At 41.9% G+C, this 16221-nt stretch carries 12 protein-coding genes; 9 read left to right on the top strand and 3 right to left on the bottom strand.

Annotated elements, in window-relative coordinates; genetic code table 11:
- The first annotated feature begins 21 nt into the window (after nt 1-21).
- From RTX25_RS12065 to RTX25_RS12035, 7 genes are all read left to right on the top strand, one after another.
- Nucleotides 22-261 carry a hypothetical protein gene (locus tag RTX25_RS12065; RefSeq protein ID WP_312654021.1) on the top strand — a complete coding sequence of 80 codons (240 nt, stop codon included), beginning with the start codon at nt 22-24 and terminating at the stop codon, nt 259-261.
- 288 nt (nt 262-549) lie between these two features.
- Complete coding sequence (gene glgB, locus RTX25_RS12060; protein ID WP_312654019.1) at nt 550-2469, top strand: 1,4-alpha-glucan branching protein GlgB; 1920 nt, start codon at nt 550-552, stop codon at nt 2467-2469.
- Nucleotides 2463-3599 (top strand): glucose-1-phosphate adenylyltransferase, encoded by a 1137-nt coding sequence (locus RTX25_RS12055; RefSeq protein WP_312654077.1) that lies wholly within the window; start codon nt 2463-2465, stop codon nt 3597-3599. The genes glgB and RTX25_RS12055 overlap by 7 nt, the downstream gene beginning before the upstream one ends.
- Nucleotides 3600-3601: 2 nt before the next feature.
- Nucleotides 3602-4738 (top strand): glucose-1-phosphate adenylyltransferase subunit GlgD, encoded by a 1137-nt coding sequence (gene glgD / locus RTX25_RS12050; RefSeq protein ID WP_312654017.1) that lies wholly within the window; start codon nt 3602-3604, stop codon nt 4736-4738.
- Nucleotides 4739-4748: 10 nt separating this feature from the next.
- Entirely contained in the window at nt 4749-6176 is a 1428-nt protein-coding gene (gene glgA, locus RTX25_RS12045; protein WP_312654015.1) for a glycogen synthase GlgA, read from the top strand.
- Nucleotides 6177-6195: 19 nt separating this feature from the next.
- On the top strand, nt 6196-8619 hold the full coding sequence (locus RTX25_RS12040) for a glycogen/starch/alpha-glucan phosphorylase (protein ID WP_312654013.1): 2424 nt from the start codon (nt 6196-6198) through the stop codon (nt 8617-8619).
- 108 nt (nt 8620-8727) lie between these two features.
- Nucleotides 8728-10554 carry a glycoside hydrolase family 13 protein gene (locus RTX25_RS12035; RefSeq protein WP_312654011.1) on the top strand — a complete coding sequence of 609 codons (1827 nt, stop codon included), beginning with the start codon at nt 8728-8730 and terminating at the stop codon, nt 10552-10554.
- A gap of 58 nt (nt 10555-10612) precedes the next feature.
- Here the strand turns inward: RTX25_RS12035 and RTX25_RS12030 are convergent, their stop codons facing one another.
- A complete protein-coding gene (locus RTX25_RS12030) occupies nt 10613-11962 on the bottom strand; it encodes a D-alanyl-D-alanine carboxypeptidase family protein (RefSeq protein WP_312654010.1) in 1350 nt (449 codons plus the stop codon).
- A gap of 129 nt (nt 11963-12091) precedes the next feature.
- Here RTX25_RS12030 and RTX25_RS12025 point away from each other — a divergent pair, with 129 nt between their 5' ends.
- On the top strand, nt 12092-12691 hold the full coding sequence (locus RTX25_RS12025; protein WP_312654008.1) for a helix-hairpin-helix domain-containing protein: 600 nt from the start codon (nt 12092-12094) through the stop codon (nt 12689-12691).
- A 58-nt stretch (nt 12692-12749) separates the two neighbouring features.
- Here the strand turns inward: RTX25_RS12025 and gltX are convergent, their stop codons facing one another.
- Nucleotides 12750-14219 carry a glutamate--tRNA ligase gene (gene gltX / locus RTX25_RS12020; RefSeq protein WP_312654006.1) on the bottom strand — a complete coding sequence of 490 codons (1470 nt, stop codon included), beginning with the start codon at nt 14217-14219 and terminating at the stop codon, nt 12750-12752.
- An 85-nt stretch (nt 14220-14304) separates the two neighbouring features.
- Entirely contained in the window at nt 14305-15198 is an 894-nt protein-coding gene (locus RTX25_RS12015) for an MBL fold metallo-hydrolase (protein WP_312654004.1), read from the bottom strand.
- Between the two features lie 184 nt (nt 15199-15382).
- Here RTX25_RS12015 and RTX25_RS12010 point away from each other — a divergent pair, with 184 nt between their 5' ends.
- A complete protein-coding gene (locus tag RTX25_RS12010; protein WP_312654002.1) occupies nt 15383-16114 on the top strand; it encodes a lysophospholipid acyltransferase family protein in 732 nt (243 codons plus the stop codon).
- The last annotated feature ends 107 nt before the right edge of the window (nt 16115-16221 follow it).

Raw genomic sequence — 16221 nt, 5'->3', positions numbered from 1 at the left:
TGATTGTAAAGGAGATAAAACATGGCAGACAGCAGAAAGAAAGGTCCGGATTCAGGAGGACCGCTGGATTATATCCTGGAAGATTATAAGAGAAAGGAAAAATCCTACAGTGAAGAAAACTGCACTACAGGAAGTGATTCTCATAATCTGGATGAAAAAAAGTTCAAATTGGAAAGGATAAAAAGAATCGTTTCGATCCTTACGTCACTTTTCCTGGTACTGGGTCTTCTTGTTTTCCTGTTTTTATGGCTGAGCAGATAATGACTGATAATCCCGAAGAATCATCATCTGCAAAAGAAGGAAGGCAGACGAAAATATGCATTCAGAATAGCCCGGAAGGTTGTCAAGGCTCATGGTTCATGGCTTGTTAACTATCTTCGGGCTATTAGATTTCACGGGAATATGGTATATTATAGATAGAAAATAGTAAATATTCGCACATTAGAGACGCTCATTTTCATAGTGATGAGGTGTTATGAAACAGTCAACTATGAACAGATCAGTTCAAGACTTAATCGATAGAATGCAATAATGAAGTAGGAGGAAGTTATGGCTAAGACTAAAGAAGACCCTAAACGAGTTCTCAATACCGAATTTAATCATTATCTGTTCAACACAGGTGAACATATCAGAAGTTATGAATTTATGGGTGCACATATCATAGAATTTGAAGGGAAAAAAGGGGTACAGTTCACCGTGTGGGCACCCAATGCACAGAGTGTATTCATTGCAGGAGACTTCAACGAGTGGGGATACGGTGAAATGTTCCCGCAAGGGTCAACAGGAATCTGGACCGCTTTCATAGAAGGGATCGGGGAGGATGTCCTCTACAAATATCGAATCAGAAGACATGACGGATATGAGTTCATGAAGGCCGATCCTTTTGCTTTTTATTCTGAACACAGACCTAATACAGCTTCGATAGTCAAGGATCTTTCACAGTTTAAATGGTCAGATGGCACATGGAGAGCGAAAAACAAGCGTAAGAATCATAATGCCAGCCCAATGAACATCTATGAGGTACACCTCGGCTCCTGGAAAAAGCACTGGGATGGCGGGTTTTTCACTTTTAAGGAATATATCAGTGAGCTCATTCCTTATGTAAAAGAAATGGGGTACACACACGTTGAACTTCTCCCGGTCATGGAACATCCGCTTGATGATTCATGGGGCTATCAGATTACAGGGTATTACAGCGTGACTTCACGCTTTGGAGAACCCACGGAACTGATGCAGTTCATCAATGAATGCCATAAACAGGATATCGGTGTCATCCTTGACTGGGTACCAGCCCATTTCTGCAGAGATGCTCATGGTCTGTACCAGTTTGACGGAACACCTACTTATGAATATCAGGATCCGGATAAAGCGACCAACAACAGATGGGGGACCACTCATTTTGATTACGGCAAACCTCAGGTACAGAGCTTCCTTATTTCAAACGCCATTTTCTGGATGGATATGTTCCATGCCGACGGTCTGCGCGTAGACGCAGTCTCTTCCATGCTTTATCTTGATTATGATACTGGTCCATGGACTCCAAATATCTATGGCGGCAATACCAATCTTGAGGGTGTTGCACTGCTTAAGAAACTGAACTCCGTAATCCGTGAGGAGTTTCCATCCGCATTCATGATTGCAGAAGAAAGCACCGCTTTCCCGCTGATCACTCATGATATTGAAAGTGGAGGACTCGGATTTACCCATAAATGGAATATGGGGTGGATGAACGATATTCTGAGGTACTTCGAACTGGATCCTCTATACCGTAAAAATCATCATAATCTCATCACATTCTCCTTTATGTATGTCTTCAATGAGAATTACATCCTTCCCTTATCCCATGACGAAGTTGTTCACGGAAAAAGCTCACTGCTGAACAAGATGCCTGGTGACGAACAGATGAAATTCCAGGGACTAAGAACACTGATGGCCTATATGATGTGCCATCCCGGCAAAAAGGTGAATTTCATGGGCAACGAAATTGCTCAGTGGATGGAATGGAGATTCAGAGAAGGCCTGGAATGGGTCGGGCTGAAATACGAAAACCACCAGAAGCATCAGAATTTCATCAAAGAACTTAATCAGATCTATCTCAATTATAAAGCTTTGAGCGAAATAGATGATTCATATGATGGCATCGATATTCTGGACGCAGACAATAAGGATGAAAGTCTATTTACCTTTATCAGAAAAGGAAAGAATCCAAGAGACTTCCTCATCGTTGTCTGCAATTTCACTCCAGTTCAGAGAGACAACGTTAAAGTTGGTGCTCCCTTTGAAGGTCAATATGAAGAACTGCTCAATACAGAACTGAGTGCGTATGGTGGAGCCTGGGATTATTCCGAGAAATTCTACAATACTTCCAATGAGGAGGTAAACGGGAAATCACACGCAATAGAAGTCATCGTACCACCATTATCCGTATTAATTCTAAAACCTAAAAGAATCAAGGGGGCTAAATCATGAAAACAGAAATCATAGCAATGATCCTCGCAGGAGGTCAGGGAACACGTTTAGGTAAGTTCACAAAGAACCTTGCCAAACCGGCTGTTCCTTTTGGGGGAAAGTACAGGATCATCGATTTTGTTCTTTCCAACTGTGCCAATTCCAATATGAATACAGTAGGGGTGCTCACCCAGTACCAGCCGCTGATTCTCAATACACATATCGGGATAGGTTCACCATGGGACATGGACAGAAACGAGGGAGGAGTAACCATCCTTCAGCCCTACGCAAGCGCTACCGAAGAAAAGTGGTTCAGAGGAACCGCCCATGCCATCTATCAGAACTTCTCCTATATCGAAGATTATGACCCTGACTATATCCTGGTATTATCTGGTGATCATATCTATAAAATGAATTATGAAACCATGCTGGATTACCATAAGGAAAAGGATGCCGCACTGACCATCGCAGTACTTGAGGTTCCATGGGAAGAAGCACCTAGATTCGGAATCATGAATACCGATGAAGAGCTCAAAATCGAGGAATTTGAAGAAAAGCCTCAGAATCCGAAATCCAATCTGGCTTCCATGGGTATCTACATCTTCAACTGGAAACTGTTGAAGAAATATATGAACGACAGCATCGATGAAGGGAAAAATATGGACGACTTCGGACAGAACGTCATTCCTGCCTTTCTGGAAGCCAACGAAAGAGTTTATGCCTACCCATTCCAGGGATACTGGAAGGATGTCGGTACCCTTGAATCATTATGGGAAGCAAATATGGATCTCCTTAATCAGGAATCCGCACTTCAGATCAATGACCGTTCGTGGAAGATTTATTCCAAGAACCCGTCAATGCCTCCTCAATATCTTTCAAAGACTGCCGACGTGAAAGATTCACTGGTCGTAGAAGGCTGTATCGTTCACGGCAAAATCAGAAAATCGATCCTTTCTCCAAAAGTCATAGTAGGAGAAGGAACAGAAATATATGACTCTGTAATCATGGAAGACGTTAAAATCGGAAAAAACTGTATCATCAGAAAAACCATGATCGGTTCCCATGCTGTAATCCCGGACAATTCCATCATCGACGGAAATGGTGAAATCAGCGTAGTAGGGGAATATGAAGTCTATGAGGAGGGCAAATAGTTATGGCTAGAAACAAACTTTTCGGTGTAATCAACCTAAGCGAAAATGATTACTACATGAATCAGCTGACAAACAACAGACCATTGGCCTCTGTACCGTTTCTCGGCAGATACCGGCTGATCGACTTCACTCTGTCAAATCTTGTGAATTCAGGAGTGGATACGGTCGGAATTTTTCTGAACGATAAATATCGCTCGCTGATGGATCATATCGGCAGCGGTAAACAGTGGAATCTGGATAGAAAGAAGGGGGGAATATTCTATCTTTCTCCTTATTCAACACCTGACGTTCAAAGCCAGCTAAGAGGTGATCTTTCCACTTATTTTGCGAACATCGACTATCTCACAGAAGCTTCAGCAGATTATGCTGTCATAACAGGAACTTCTATGGTCTGCAACATTGACCTTAAAGAAGTGTTTGAAAGCCATCTGGAGAGTAAGGCTGACGTAACTGTCGTATGCAAGTCCATAAATGAGCATGATTTAGGTTTTGAACGTTGCAATACTGTGAACACCAATGAGTACAACAGTGTGATCAGCTTCGGAAAGAATATCAGAAGACCCGATATGGCAGCAGAAGAAAAGAAGATATCCATGGAAATCTATATCGTCAAGAAAGAACTTCTGGTTGATATGATTACCGATGCGGTGACCACAGGTGAAAATGTATATCTGACGGATGTACTGCATGACGCAGTTACAAAGTATAAAGTTCGCGCTTTTGCATACTCCGGTTTACTGAAAAACGTCAGTTCTGTGGAAAGCTATTACGCCTCAAGTATGGATATGCTCAATGAGGACAACATAAGTGATGTATTCTTCGGTAAAAATAAAATCCAGACAAAGGTCATGGATGAAACACCGACATACTATTCTGAAGACAGCAGTGTAACCAATTCTCTCATTGCCAATGGATGTCATATCGAAGGTACCGTAATCAATTCGATCATATTTAGAAGAGTTAAAGTTGAGAAGGGTGCTGTAATCAGAGATTCCATCATCATGCAGAATACCTGCGTTCATGAGAACTGCAATTTAGAAAATGTGATCACGGATAAACAGGTCATACTGACAGACAATACAGAACTTAAAGGAAACCCCAAAAATCCTGTAGTAGTCAGTAAGGGATCTGTTCTCTAAGGAGGAACCCATGAAAATACTATTTGCCACTTCAGAATGTTATCCTTTTTTAAAAACGGGAGGGCTTGCAGATGTTGCATATGCACTCCCCAAGGAACTCATCAGTCTCGGAGAAGACTGCAGGGTGATCATGCCCAATTATGGCACCATCAGCAGAGAATACAGCGACAAAATGGAACATGTCTTTGATACAACAATCAAGATCGGATGGAGAGAGCAGTATTTAGGTGTCAAACATCTGATACATGAAGGTGTGCATTACTACTTTATCGACAATATGTATTACTTTCACCGTGAAACACCTTACGGATATTTTGATGACGGAGAGCGTTTCTCCTTCTTTTCGCAGGCTATCCTGGAAATACTGACGAGAATCGATTTTGTACCGGATATTCTGCACTGCAATGACTGGCACACATCTGTGATACCGGTCCTCATCCGGACAAAATATCGCTGGGAAAAGAAATTCGAAAATGTAAAGACAATGCTCACGATTCATAACCTGAGATTTCAGGGGATTTATCCTCCTGAAGTTCTCGGTAACCTGCTGGGCTTAGGAAATGAACTTCTGCAGGATTTCTGTTTTGAGTACTTCGGAAACGTGAACTACCTGAAGGGTGGCATCAATTATGCAGATGTTGTGACGACAGTCAGTCCAACTTATGCAGAAGAAATCAAGACCGAATATTTCGGTGAAGGTCTTCACGGCGTGATGGAAAAAGTCGATTATAAGCTAAAAGGAATCCTGAATGGGATCGACTATAAACTGTTCAATCCAAGAACTGATGAGCATATCCCATATCCTTTCGGTCTGAAAAAGATTCAGGATAAGGTCAAGAATAAGCTTGCGCTTCAGAAAGAACTGGGGCTCGATGAACGTGAAGATGTGCCCATGGTCGGAATCATATCAAGAATGACTGATCAAAAGGGATTCGATCTCATTGCAGAGGCAATTGAAGAAATGCTGAATCAGGATCTTCAGCTGGTGGTGCTGGGAACAGGTGAAAGACGTTACGAGGACATGTTCAGGTACTTCAGCTATAAGTATCCGAACAAAGTCTCCACTAATCTTGCCTACAACGGTGAACTGGCTCAGAAAATCTATGCCGCATCAGATTTATTCCTCATGCCTTCACAGTTTGAACCCTGCGGTCTTTCACAGCTCATGGCCTTAAGATATGGTACAGTGCCCATCGTCCGCGAAACGGGCGGCCTGAAAGATACGGTGGTTCCTTACAATAAATTCACAGGAGAAGGCATCGGCTTTACCTTTTCAAACTATGACAGCTATGATATGATGCAGGCGGTATATCGGGCTTTAGAAGCGTATCGGGACAAGAATAAATTCAGGGATATCATTCTTCAGGGCATGAGAACCGATTACAGCTGGAAATCTTCGGCTAAGGTGTATCAGGATCTTTACAAGGATATTCTTTAATCATAAAGGAGCAAACTACATGATAATAACAAAAGAACAGTTCAAAAAGGACTTTGAGAAGAAAATGCTTAAACTATACGCACAGGAAGTGGATCAGTCCTCAACCTATACACAGTATTTCACCCTCGGATATCTCGTGAAAGAATATATCTCTGAAGGATGGTCAAAAACGACCAACCGATACAAGAAATATGGAGAAAAGCAGGTTTACTACTTCTCCATTGAATTTCTGCTGGGTAGACTTCTCGCAAGCAATCTGTTGAACCTGGGTATAAGAGATACAGTAAATGATGCCTTATCGGAAATGGGTCTCAATCTGAAACAGATTGAAGATGTTGAAGTTGACCCCGGGTTAGGTAATGGTGGACTTGGAAGGCTGGCAGCCTGTTTCATGGACTCCATGGCATCATCAGGAATTCCTGGAAACGGCAATGGTATACGTTACAAATACGGTCTTTTTCAGCAGAAAATCGTGGATGGATATCAGATTGAGCTTCCTGAAAACTGGCTGAGAGATGACAATGTCTGGGAAATCAGAAAAAGCGATAAAGCTGTAAAGGTGAGATTTTACGGGGATGCCTGGATGAAACCTGAGGAAGACGGCAAACTCACACCAATCCATACAGGCTACCAGGAAATTCTTGCTGTTCCTTATGATACAGCTCTTGTCGGTTATGAAAACAAGACAGTCAACACACTCAGGCTTTGGAATGCTGAAGTGCCACAATACAACGGGGATATCCCGGGAGAGCTTAATTTCAATAAAGTTCTGCTGAACAAGAGAGAAATTGAAAGCATATCAGAGGTGCTCTATCCAGATGATTCCAATCAGGAAGGTCGAGTTCTAAGACTCAAACAGGAATATTTCTTCGTTTCGGCCGGACTCCAGAGTATTGTGACTCAGCATAAAGAGTCTGGAAGACCTTTAAGCGAGTTCCATAACTTTGTCGCCGTGCATATCAATGATACTCATCCTGCGGTTGCGATACCGGAGCTTATGAGAATTCTCATGGATGAAGAAGGCATGGAATGGGAAGAGGCCTGGCACATCACTTCGAACACCATGAGCTATACAAATCACACCATTATGAGTGAAGCGCTCGAAAAATGGCAGATCAATCTTTTCAAGGAACTTCTTCCAAGAATCTATCTCATTATTGAAGAGATAGATAGAAGATTCCGGGAAATTCTGACCACAAAATTCGGCGACAACTGGGAACAGATTGAAAAAATGGCTATCATTTCAGGCGGAAATGTCAGAATGGCTCATCTTTGCATTCATGGTACACACAGCATAAACGGAGTTGCAAAGCTTCATACAGAGCTTCTGAAAAGTCAGGAACTTAACGACTTCTATATGCTGTATCCTTATAAATTCAACAACAAGACCAACGGCATAACCCATAGAAGATGGCTGATGCTGGCAAATCCGAAACTGTCCGGGCTTCTGGATGAAACCATCGGAACATCGTGGAGAAGAAACCCTCAGGATCTCAAACTGTTCAAGAAATATAAAAGAGATCCTGAAGCGCAGAAGAAAGTAGAAGAAATCAAGAAATTCAATAAAGAGAAGCTGGCGGAATACATCAGGGAAAAGAACGGTATCATCGTAGATCCTAATTCCATTTTCGATGTACACGTCAAGAGACTGCATGCATACAAGCGACAGCTGCTGAATGCACTTCATATCCTGCATCAGTATCATGAAATTCTGGAAAATCCAAACTTTGACATGCTGCCCAAAACCTATATCTTTGCAGCTAAGGCGGCGCCAGGTTACTATTTTGCAAAGGAAATCATCAAGTTCATCAATGCTCTGGCCCATCAGGTCAATAACGATCCCAGAGTCAAAGGAAGAATCAAAATCGTATTCCTGGAGAATTACGGTGTAACACTTGCGGAAAAGATCATACCGGCATCTGAAGTATCCGAACAGATTTCGACGACCACTAAGGAAGCATCAGGAACCAGCAATATGAAATTCATGATGAATGGAGCTGTTACTCTTGCAACGTTAGATGGTGCCAATGTGGAAATTCTGGAAGAAGTCGGTGATCCGAATATCGTGATCTTCGGTATGACGGAAAAGGAGATTCTCAGCTACTACAGAAACGGGGGCTATGTCTCTAGAGATTTCTATGAATCCGATCCGCGAATCAAGCGTGCACTGGATAGTCTACGTGATGGAACAATAAAGGGGATTCCGGTTGAAGGACATGATATCTTCAACAGTCTGATCGATTACAACGACGAATTCTTCGTACTGAAAGACTTTGATTCCTATGTTGGAGCTCAGAAGAAAATTGAAGAGCTTTATGCAGACAGATTCACCTGGAACAAAATGTCCATCGAAAATATTTCATCTTCAGGTGTATTCTCATCCGATGTCACCGTCATGCAGTATGCATCAGGAATATGGGATACAAGAATCATCGAGAGATAATACTGCAGTTATGCTGATAAAAAAATATAAGTCCTGGATCATCCAGGACTTATATTAATATAACCATAAGGATGTGAACAGCTTAATTACTCATTAAGCTCAATTAAAATGAATTATAGAGACATCAATATAGAATACAATTCTTTCAGCGAACAACACAAAAAACCATTCGGAGCAATATGTACCGGTCAAGAAATCGACTTTTTCATCCGTGTCGAGGATGCAAAAGATCCTGAGATCACACTAGTGATTGAGCGGGAAGGGCATGGTGAACAGCACCTGAAAATGACTTCGACCGGTAGCGGAGTGTATCATTCTAATTACTGTGCTCATGAATCTGGGCTGTGTTTCTACTTCTTCATTATCAGTTATACAGATTATGACTATCGACGTACGATTTATGTCGGTTCTCCTGGTCATGGTATCGGCGGTGAACAGGTGATAAAAGAAAATCGTTGGGATATTATACCCTATCAGATTACAATGCATAATTATGTTGAACCTTCACCTTCATGGTACAAAGATGCCATTTTCTATCAGATTTTTGTGGACCGGTTTTATAACGGTAATGAGGATCAGAAGATCAATAATCCCAAAAAAAATTCATTCCTTTATGCCACATGGGATGACTCTCCTATGTACATCAAAGACAATCTGAATAATATTCTCCGCTGGGACTTTTTCGGAGGAAATCTTCTTGGTGTTATCCGAAAACTTGATTATCTCCATGAGCTGGGTATAGGAGGAATCTATTTAAATCCGATTTTTAAATCAAGAAGTAATCATAAATATGATACTGGAGATTATCTGGTCATCGACGAAATGTTCGGGAATGAGGAAATCTTTAGAATGCTGATCAGTGAAGCAGACAAGAGAGGAATTAAGATCGTCCTGGATGGTGTATTCAATCATGTGGGTGCAGACTCAAGATATTTCAATGCTTTCGGTTCCTATCCCGAACTGGGAGGAGCGGAAAGCAAGGACTCCAAATATTACCCCTGGTTCAACTTCTTCAATTTTCCCAATGACTATGAGAGCTGGTGGGGTGTCAAAGATCTCCCGAATGTCAATGAAAATGAACCTTCCTACCGCAATTTTATCGTGGGTAAGGATGGAGTCATAGAAAAATGGACCCGTATGGGAATCGGAGGCTGGCGACTGGATGTAGCTGATGAAATGCCTGATGACTTCATTCGGGAAATCAGGACAGCTATGGAAGCTGTTTCAGAGAATCCTGTGCTCATAGGGGAAGTTTGGGAGGACGCGTCGAATAAGATCGCTTACGGTCAGAGAAGAAGATATCTTCTTGGTGATGAAATCCATGCAACCATGAACTATCCTTTCAAAGATGGCGTCATTTCATTTATTAACGGCACCAGCAGAGCGAGAGACCTATACACGAGGTTTATGTCATTGAAAGAGAACTATCCAAGAGAAGCGTTTTACAGCGCTTTAAACAACCTTGGTACACATGACACACGACGAATATTTACAGAGATTCCGGATTTTGATAAGCTTTATATAGCCATTGGTATGCTCTTTACATTTCCAGGGGTACCCTGTATTTACTATGGAGACGAAGCAGGGATGAAAGGAGAGACTGATCCTTATAATCGAGGTCCGTACCCATGGGGCAAAGAAAAGACTCAGATAACGGGTGCATACAGCGAAATGATCAGACTCAGAAAAACAAGTAATGCATTTTCCAAGGGTGATTTTATTCCTTTTTATCAGGAAAACGTCTTTGGCTACCTTCGTCTTTACGAAAATGACTGTTATCTTGTAGCAGTCAACAGAGATCCCGAAGAATTCCGTCTCGTGATCAATGATGTTATAGGGCTTGAAGCTGTCCCGGAAGAGTTCAGAAAATGTCTAGCCGATGAATATCCGCTAAGCAGAGCGTCGTTCAGCTGCATGAATATCTCAAAGAAATGATTATCTCAGTGAAGCAAATGAAGGGGTCCTTATCATTACTGATACGGACCCCTTCATTTCAGTTTCTTGTATTTTCTATACGCTTGAGATACTCCAGGCGTTTGCTTGACATTTTACGTCTTTTATTTCTCTTTGACCTATGCAGTGTTCTGAATCCCAACAGCAGAATCCCGAAGATGGCTGCTATGCCAAAGAGCAGGGAGAACACTTTTTTAAGAATACCTTTATTCTCCGTCTCGTCTAGGAAAGAATTTTCTTCCTGTTCCGCTTCAGAATAGACAATATCATTTTCGCAGACCAGCTCTATGGTTCCGATCTGTTTATCCCCAAGCAGAACTTTGACGGTATCGATGGTATCACCAGAGCGATATCCTTCAGTAATCTCTTTATCCGCAAATTCGAGTATCGGTTGGGGTTTATCTGCAGGATCCGCTGAAATATAGCTGAAATCATCTTTAGCCACCAACGTCTGTTCATCACCATTAGGAAGAAGAATTTTTTTCATCTCCTGTCCTTTTTTATAAAGCACATGAACAGATGTATTTCCAAACGCCCATTCCATCAGTTCTCGGGTTTCCGTCCAGTAGGTACTCTGATTGACACCTTTAAGGATGGATACGACAATTTTCCTCCCATTCTGTTCAGCCATTGCGGTGTGGGCATATCCCGCAGCTGGAGTCCACCCGGTTTTCCCCAGAATCACAGGCTCGTAGTAATACTCGCTGGACTGCCTCATCAGGCTGTTTTTATTTGTAGCCCATCTGTTCATATCCGTGACCAGGTTTGTGAGAGGAAGCATATGACTTCTGGTTTTAGATATTTCCAGAAGTTTTTCGTTTTTCCCCGCTTCGGCAGTTATAAGTGCCAGATCTTTAGCTGTCGTATAATTATTATTTTCTTCAACATGCAATCCTGATGGGTTCTTGAAAATAGTATTGACCGCTCCGATCTTATGCGCTCTTTCTGTCATGAGCTTGGCAAATTCTTCGGTACTACCGGAGACCGCCTCAGCCAGGATTTCTGCCGCATCATTTGCAGAATGCAGCATCAGTGCATAGATCAGGTCAATGACCATGACTTCTTCGCCTTCTTTAAAACCCATGGAAGCACCTTCTGCATATGGCGGCTTTGCTCCTACAGTGACCATTTGGTCTAGCTCCAGCATTTCCAGAGCAAGTATGGCTGTCATAACCTTAGTTGTCGATGCCGGCATATGTGCTTCATCGCCATTTTTATCATAAAGAATAACTCCAGTCTCCGCGTCCATAACGACGATGGATTCTGAAGATGTGGCAGGAGGGGAAACCTCGGTACCAATTGTCGAACCTGCTGCCATTTGGGTGATTGATGTACTGAGCGTTAAAGCCAGTATAATCGTTTTCAATGCATTTTTAAAATTATGTCTCAATCTATTCACACCTCGCTGAAATTATTATAACAAATATCATCATATAGCACTATAAAAAATGAAAAGTAAACCATAATAACTAGTAAGAAAATATGTATTCTTTAAAGATACAAGATGAAGGAGTTTGATATGCCAAATACGAACAACCCCGATAAAAGGATTAAAGCTGCAGGCTGCCTGATCGTTTTGAGTCTGACCTCCATACTCATGGCCTGCAGCAGTGAAAATAAGGAGGGGATATATGTACCTGAAGAAAGTGAAATCGTCATAACCGAAACTGAGGAAACTGAAGAGAACATAATCGTGGAAATCAAGGGTGAAGTGGAAAAACCAGGTGTATACACCATGGATCCCGGATCTAGACTGAACGATCTTCTGATTATATCTGGGGGAGCCTCTGCGCAAGCTAATCTGAGAAGTGTTAATCTGGCTATGAAAATCACAGACGGAGATTCCTTTTATATTCCCTCACAAGAGGAGGAGGCTGATGTATCCGCTGAAACATCCGTTATTGTAGGAGGAAGCGAATCAGATGGTAAGATTGATCTTAATAGGGCAACGAGAGAAGAGCTTATGAGTGTGACTGGAATAGGACCTTCAACTGCTGACAATATCCTGGCCTATCGGGAAGAAAAGGGGAGATTTGAATCTGTCGATGATCTCATCAATGTTAATCGGATCGGTGAAAAGACATTGGAAAAGTTACGGGATTTTTTCATCGTAAAATAGGATCCAGTATTCAGACAAAAAAAAGAACCGGATCGCAATGATCTGGTTCTTGAAAATGTTAAGCGCCAAGACTTTCTTTCAGAAGGGTTATACCTGTTCTGATTCTGGATAAAGATTCATCTTTTCCAAGAACGTCAGCGGCTTCAAATGCCCCACCAGGGGTAAACTGCTTACCAGTCAGGGCAGTTCTGATCGGCCAGAGCATCTGTCCGTTTTTCAGTCCAAGCTCTTTCACTTTTTCCAGTACGATTTCATGAAGATTATCGATAGTCCAGTTTTCTGCGGAAATGGACTCCAGTACCGGCAGAATGGTTTCAAGTGAGGAAAGCGCAACCTCACTGTTGGTTTTCATCTTTTTATGGGTATACATAGCAAGATCATACTCGGGCAGTTCATAGAAAAAGTCAACCTGTCCGGTGATTTCACTAAGCACTTCAACTCTTGTTTGTAGAATTTCTGCGATCTTCATGGTGTCCAGAGACTTGTCTCTGATGTCCTCAAGGATATAAGGTAGAGCCAGTTCATGGAATTTTTCCAGAGAAAGTTTCTTCAGGTATTCCCCGTTCATCCATCTCAGTTTCTCTGTATCGAAGATTGCCGGACTCTTGTTGATGTTCTTATAGTTGAATACTTCAATCAGTTCTTCAAGGGTAAAGATTTCCTGAGTTGTTCCAGGATTCCATCCAAGAAGAGTGATGTAGTTCAGCACTGCTTCTTTGAGATAACCCTTTGCAAGGAGATCTTCAAATGATGCATCGCCTGTTCTTTTTGACAGCTTGTGCTGAGCATCTTTCATGATCGGAGGGCAGTGAACGTATACGGGAACATTCCAGCCGAACGCCTCGTAAAGTCTGTTGTATTTTGGTGAGGAAGAGAGATATTCGCTTCCTCGTACCACATGGGTAATTTCCATGAGATGGTCATCTACGACATTTGCGAAGTTATAAGTAGGAAGTCCATCACTTTTCAGAAGAACCATATCTTCAAGTTCCTCATTGTCCACAGCGATGGTTCCATAGATGACATCTTCAAATTTCGTGACGCCTTCAGTAGGATTGTTCTGCCTGATGACGTAGGGAAGTCCTTTTGCAAGGTTTTCTTCAACTTCCTCATGGGTGAGTGCACAGCAGTGCTTGTCATATTTGAACGGTTTCTTCTGGATCTCCGCATTTTCTCTTAGCATATCCAGTCTTTCCTTGGTGCAGAAGCAGTAGTAGGCTTCTTTCTTTTCAACCAGTTCCAATGCATACTGCTTATAGATGTCTCTTCTTTCGCTCTGCACATAAGGTCCGAAATCTCCACCGACATCTGGTCCCTCATCATGAATCAGACCCGTTTCTCTTAATGTGCTGAATATGACATCTACTGCTCCTTCAACATATCTTTCCTGATCTGTGTCTTCAATTCTTAATATAAAATCTCCACCCTCATGTTTAGCGATGAGGTATGCATACAGTGCAGTTCTAAGATTACCTACATGCATATAGCCTGTTGGGCTGGGGGCGAACCTAGTTCTAATTTTACTCATATTGGCCTCCTTACAGATTAATGAAGTTTCAGCTTCTGCCAAAACTTCATTGTCATTCTTAATTATACTATTCAGCGCATTTCTGTCAATTGGTTAAGGGAATCACTTCTTTGCCGTCTGCGCCGAAGACGATGCTGCCCATCTCTTCAGTAAGAAGTGTTCTGGCGCCGATAACACCATATCTCTCCAGAATTTCAGGAGAAGGCAGATTATGATCATTGCCCAGTTCAGAGGTGACTACGATATACGTAGGACTGACCTTTTCCAGGAAGGGAACAGAACTTGAAGTTTTGGAACCGTGGTGCGGTGCTTTCAGAACGTCCGCAGAAAGTTCGGCTCCTGTTCGTATGACCTCAGTTTCCACAATTTCTTCAGCATCTCCTGTGAAGACAAATGCATTGTTACCGATGGACAGTCTCATTATAGGGGAGTAGTTGTTCGGATTCATGTAGCTTTCTTTATTCGGAGAGAGGATATCCAGCTTTATGGTTTCCCCGAACTCGAACTTCATTCCGCCTTTAAGATATTTTATTGTCTTTCCCTTTTCGATCAGAGCATCAGTCATCCTCTGGTAGGATCTGGTCACAAGTTCCTTTTCCGGCATATAGAATTCTCCGATTTCAAATGCTGAGAGAACTTCACCCATGCCGCCGATATGATCTTCATGGGGATGAGTAAGAAACACAAGATCGAGCTTTTCCACATCATAGGTTCCGAGATAATCTATTATGGTCTGTGCATGCTCCTTTTCACCGGCATCAATGAGAATCTTTTTATCCAGCACTTCAATCAGAATCGAATCACCCTGACCGATATCGATGAAATGAACCTTGACCGGTTTATTGACTGACTGAATTCTTGTAACTTCGGAAGACTTCTCTACACCGACAATACCATAATCAAGAAGGACATAAATCCCCACAAGACTGATGAGCATTGTCACAAACAGAATCATAGGCAGATAACTTCTTTTCTTCATATGGACCTCCTGATTTCGATAACTATATTTTAACATCATTGCAAAAAGATAACAAAGAAGTAATTGCTTTCTCAACTATATTATAGCTTCCATGAGGATTTTTATGAGGAAAGTATTAAAATTATAGGAGAAGATGGGATAATGATTTATAATTGAGATAATGACGAAAAAGGAGTTAGCAAATATGTTGTTTGATATCATCAGTAAGATACGATTTGGATTTTCGCTGATTGGGCTCTGGTTCAGTCTCATGTGGAAAAAACCGATAAAGAAGAAAGTGGATAAAGATACCTATTATAATGAAATTCTGAAATTGGGCAAAAAGCATACGGGAGATCTTGTCCGAATCTCCAAAATGAATCTCATCATAGAAGGCATGGAAAACATTCCTGATGTTCCGGTTGTTTTCATGGGCAATCATCAGTCATATATCGATATTTATGTGACCGTTACTGCACTTTCCCGCAAACTGATCCTTATCGGTAAAAAAGAGATTCTGAGGATTCCCATAATCGGTCAGTTAGGCCGAGAGATGAATGTTCTCTTCCTAGATCGGGAAAACCCGCGTGAAGGATTAAAAACGATTCTGGAGGCGATTAGGCTCATTAAACAGGAAGGGTATGATGTTCTGATCTATCCGGAGGGAACGAGAAGCAAATCCACTCAAATGGGGGAATTCCATAAAGGCAGCTTCAAGATTGCACAGAAAACCGGCGCACCGATTATCCCCATGGTTGTGAATGATGCTTATAAGGTATTTGAAGACACGGGTCGGGTAACGCCTGATGTGGATGTTCATCTGAAATTTCTTCCTGCGGTATATCTTGATCAGCTGAGTGAAGAGAATGAAAAAAACATCGATCAGTATCTGAAAGACATGATTCAGAGAGAACTGGATCTTCTAAACAGAGGGTAATAAAAAAACAGCTGCAAAAAATGCAGCTGTCAGACTGTAGACAAAGCGACCATTCCATACGGAAATCGGTCGCTTTTTGCATTATCAGGTCAAGAATCAGATTTTTC

The organism is Proteiniclasticum sp. (genome assembly GCF_032054185.1).
Lineage (GTDB): Bacteria > Bacillota > Clostridia > Clostridiales > Clostridiaceae > Proteiniclasticum.
The sequence above is the reverse complement of the archived record's forward strand: the minus strand, read 5'-3'. Positions and strand labels throughout refer to the sequence as shown.

Excerpts from the sequence above, each read along its gene's own strand:
- RTX25_RS12065 (WP_312654021.1), top strand. The coding sequence starts at position 22 with ATGGCAGACAGCAGAAAGAAAGGTCCGGATTCAGGAGGACCGCTGGAT.
- glgB (WP_312654019.1), top strand. The coding sequence starts at position 550 with ATGGCTAAGACTAAAGAAGACCCTAAACGAGTTCTCAATACCGAATTT.
- glgD (WP_312654017.1), top strand. The coding sequence starts at position 3,602 with ATGGCTAGAAACAAACTTTTCGGTGTAATCAACCTAAGCGAAAATGAT.
- glgA (WP_312654015.1), top strand. The coding sequence starts at position 4,749 with ATGAAAATACTATTTGCCACTTCAGAATGTTATCCTTTTTTAAAAACG.
- RTX25_RS12040 (WP_312654013.1), top strand. The coding sequence starts at position 6,196 with ATGATAATAACAAAAGAACAGTTCAAAAAGGACTTTGAGAAGAAAATG.
- RTX25_RS12035 (WP_312654011.1), top strand. The coding sequence starts at position 8,728 with ATGAATTATAGAGACATCAATATAGAATACAATTCTTTCAGCGAACAA.
- RTX25_RS12025 (WP_312654008.1), top strand. The coding sequence starts at position 12,092 with ATGCCAAATACGAACAACCCCGATAAAAGGATTAAAGCTGCAGGCTGC.
- gltX (WP_312654006.1), bottom strand. The coding sequence starts at position 14,219 with ATGAGTAAAATTAGAACTAGGTTCGCCCCCAGCCCAACAGGCTATATG.
- RTX25_RS12015 (WP_312654004.1), bottom strand. The coding sequence starts at position 15,198 with ATGAAGAAAAGAAGTTATCTGCCTATGATTCTGTTTGTGACAATGCTC.
- RTX25_RS12010 (WP_312654002.1), top strand. The coding sequence starts at position 15,383 with ATGTTGTTTGATATCATCAGTAAGATACGATTTGGATTTTCGCTGATT.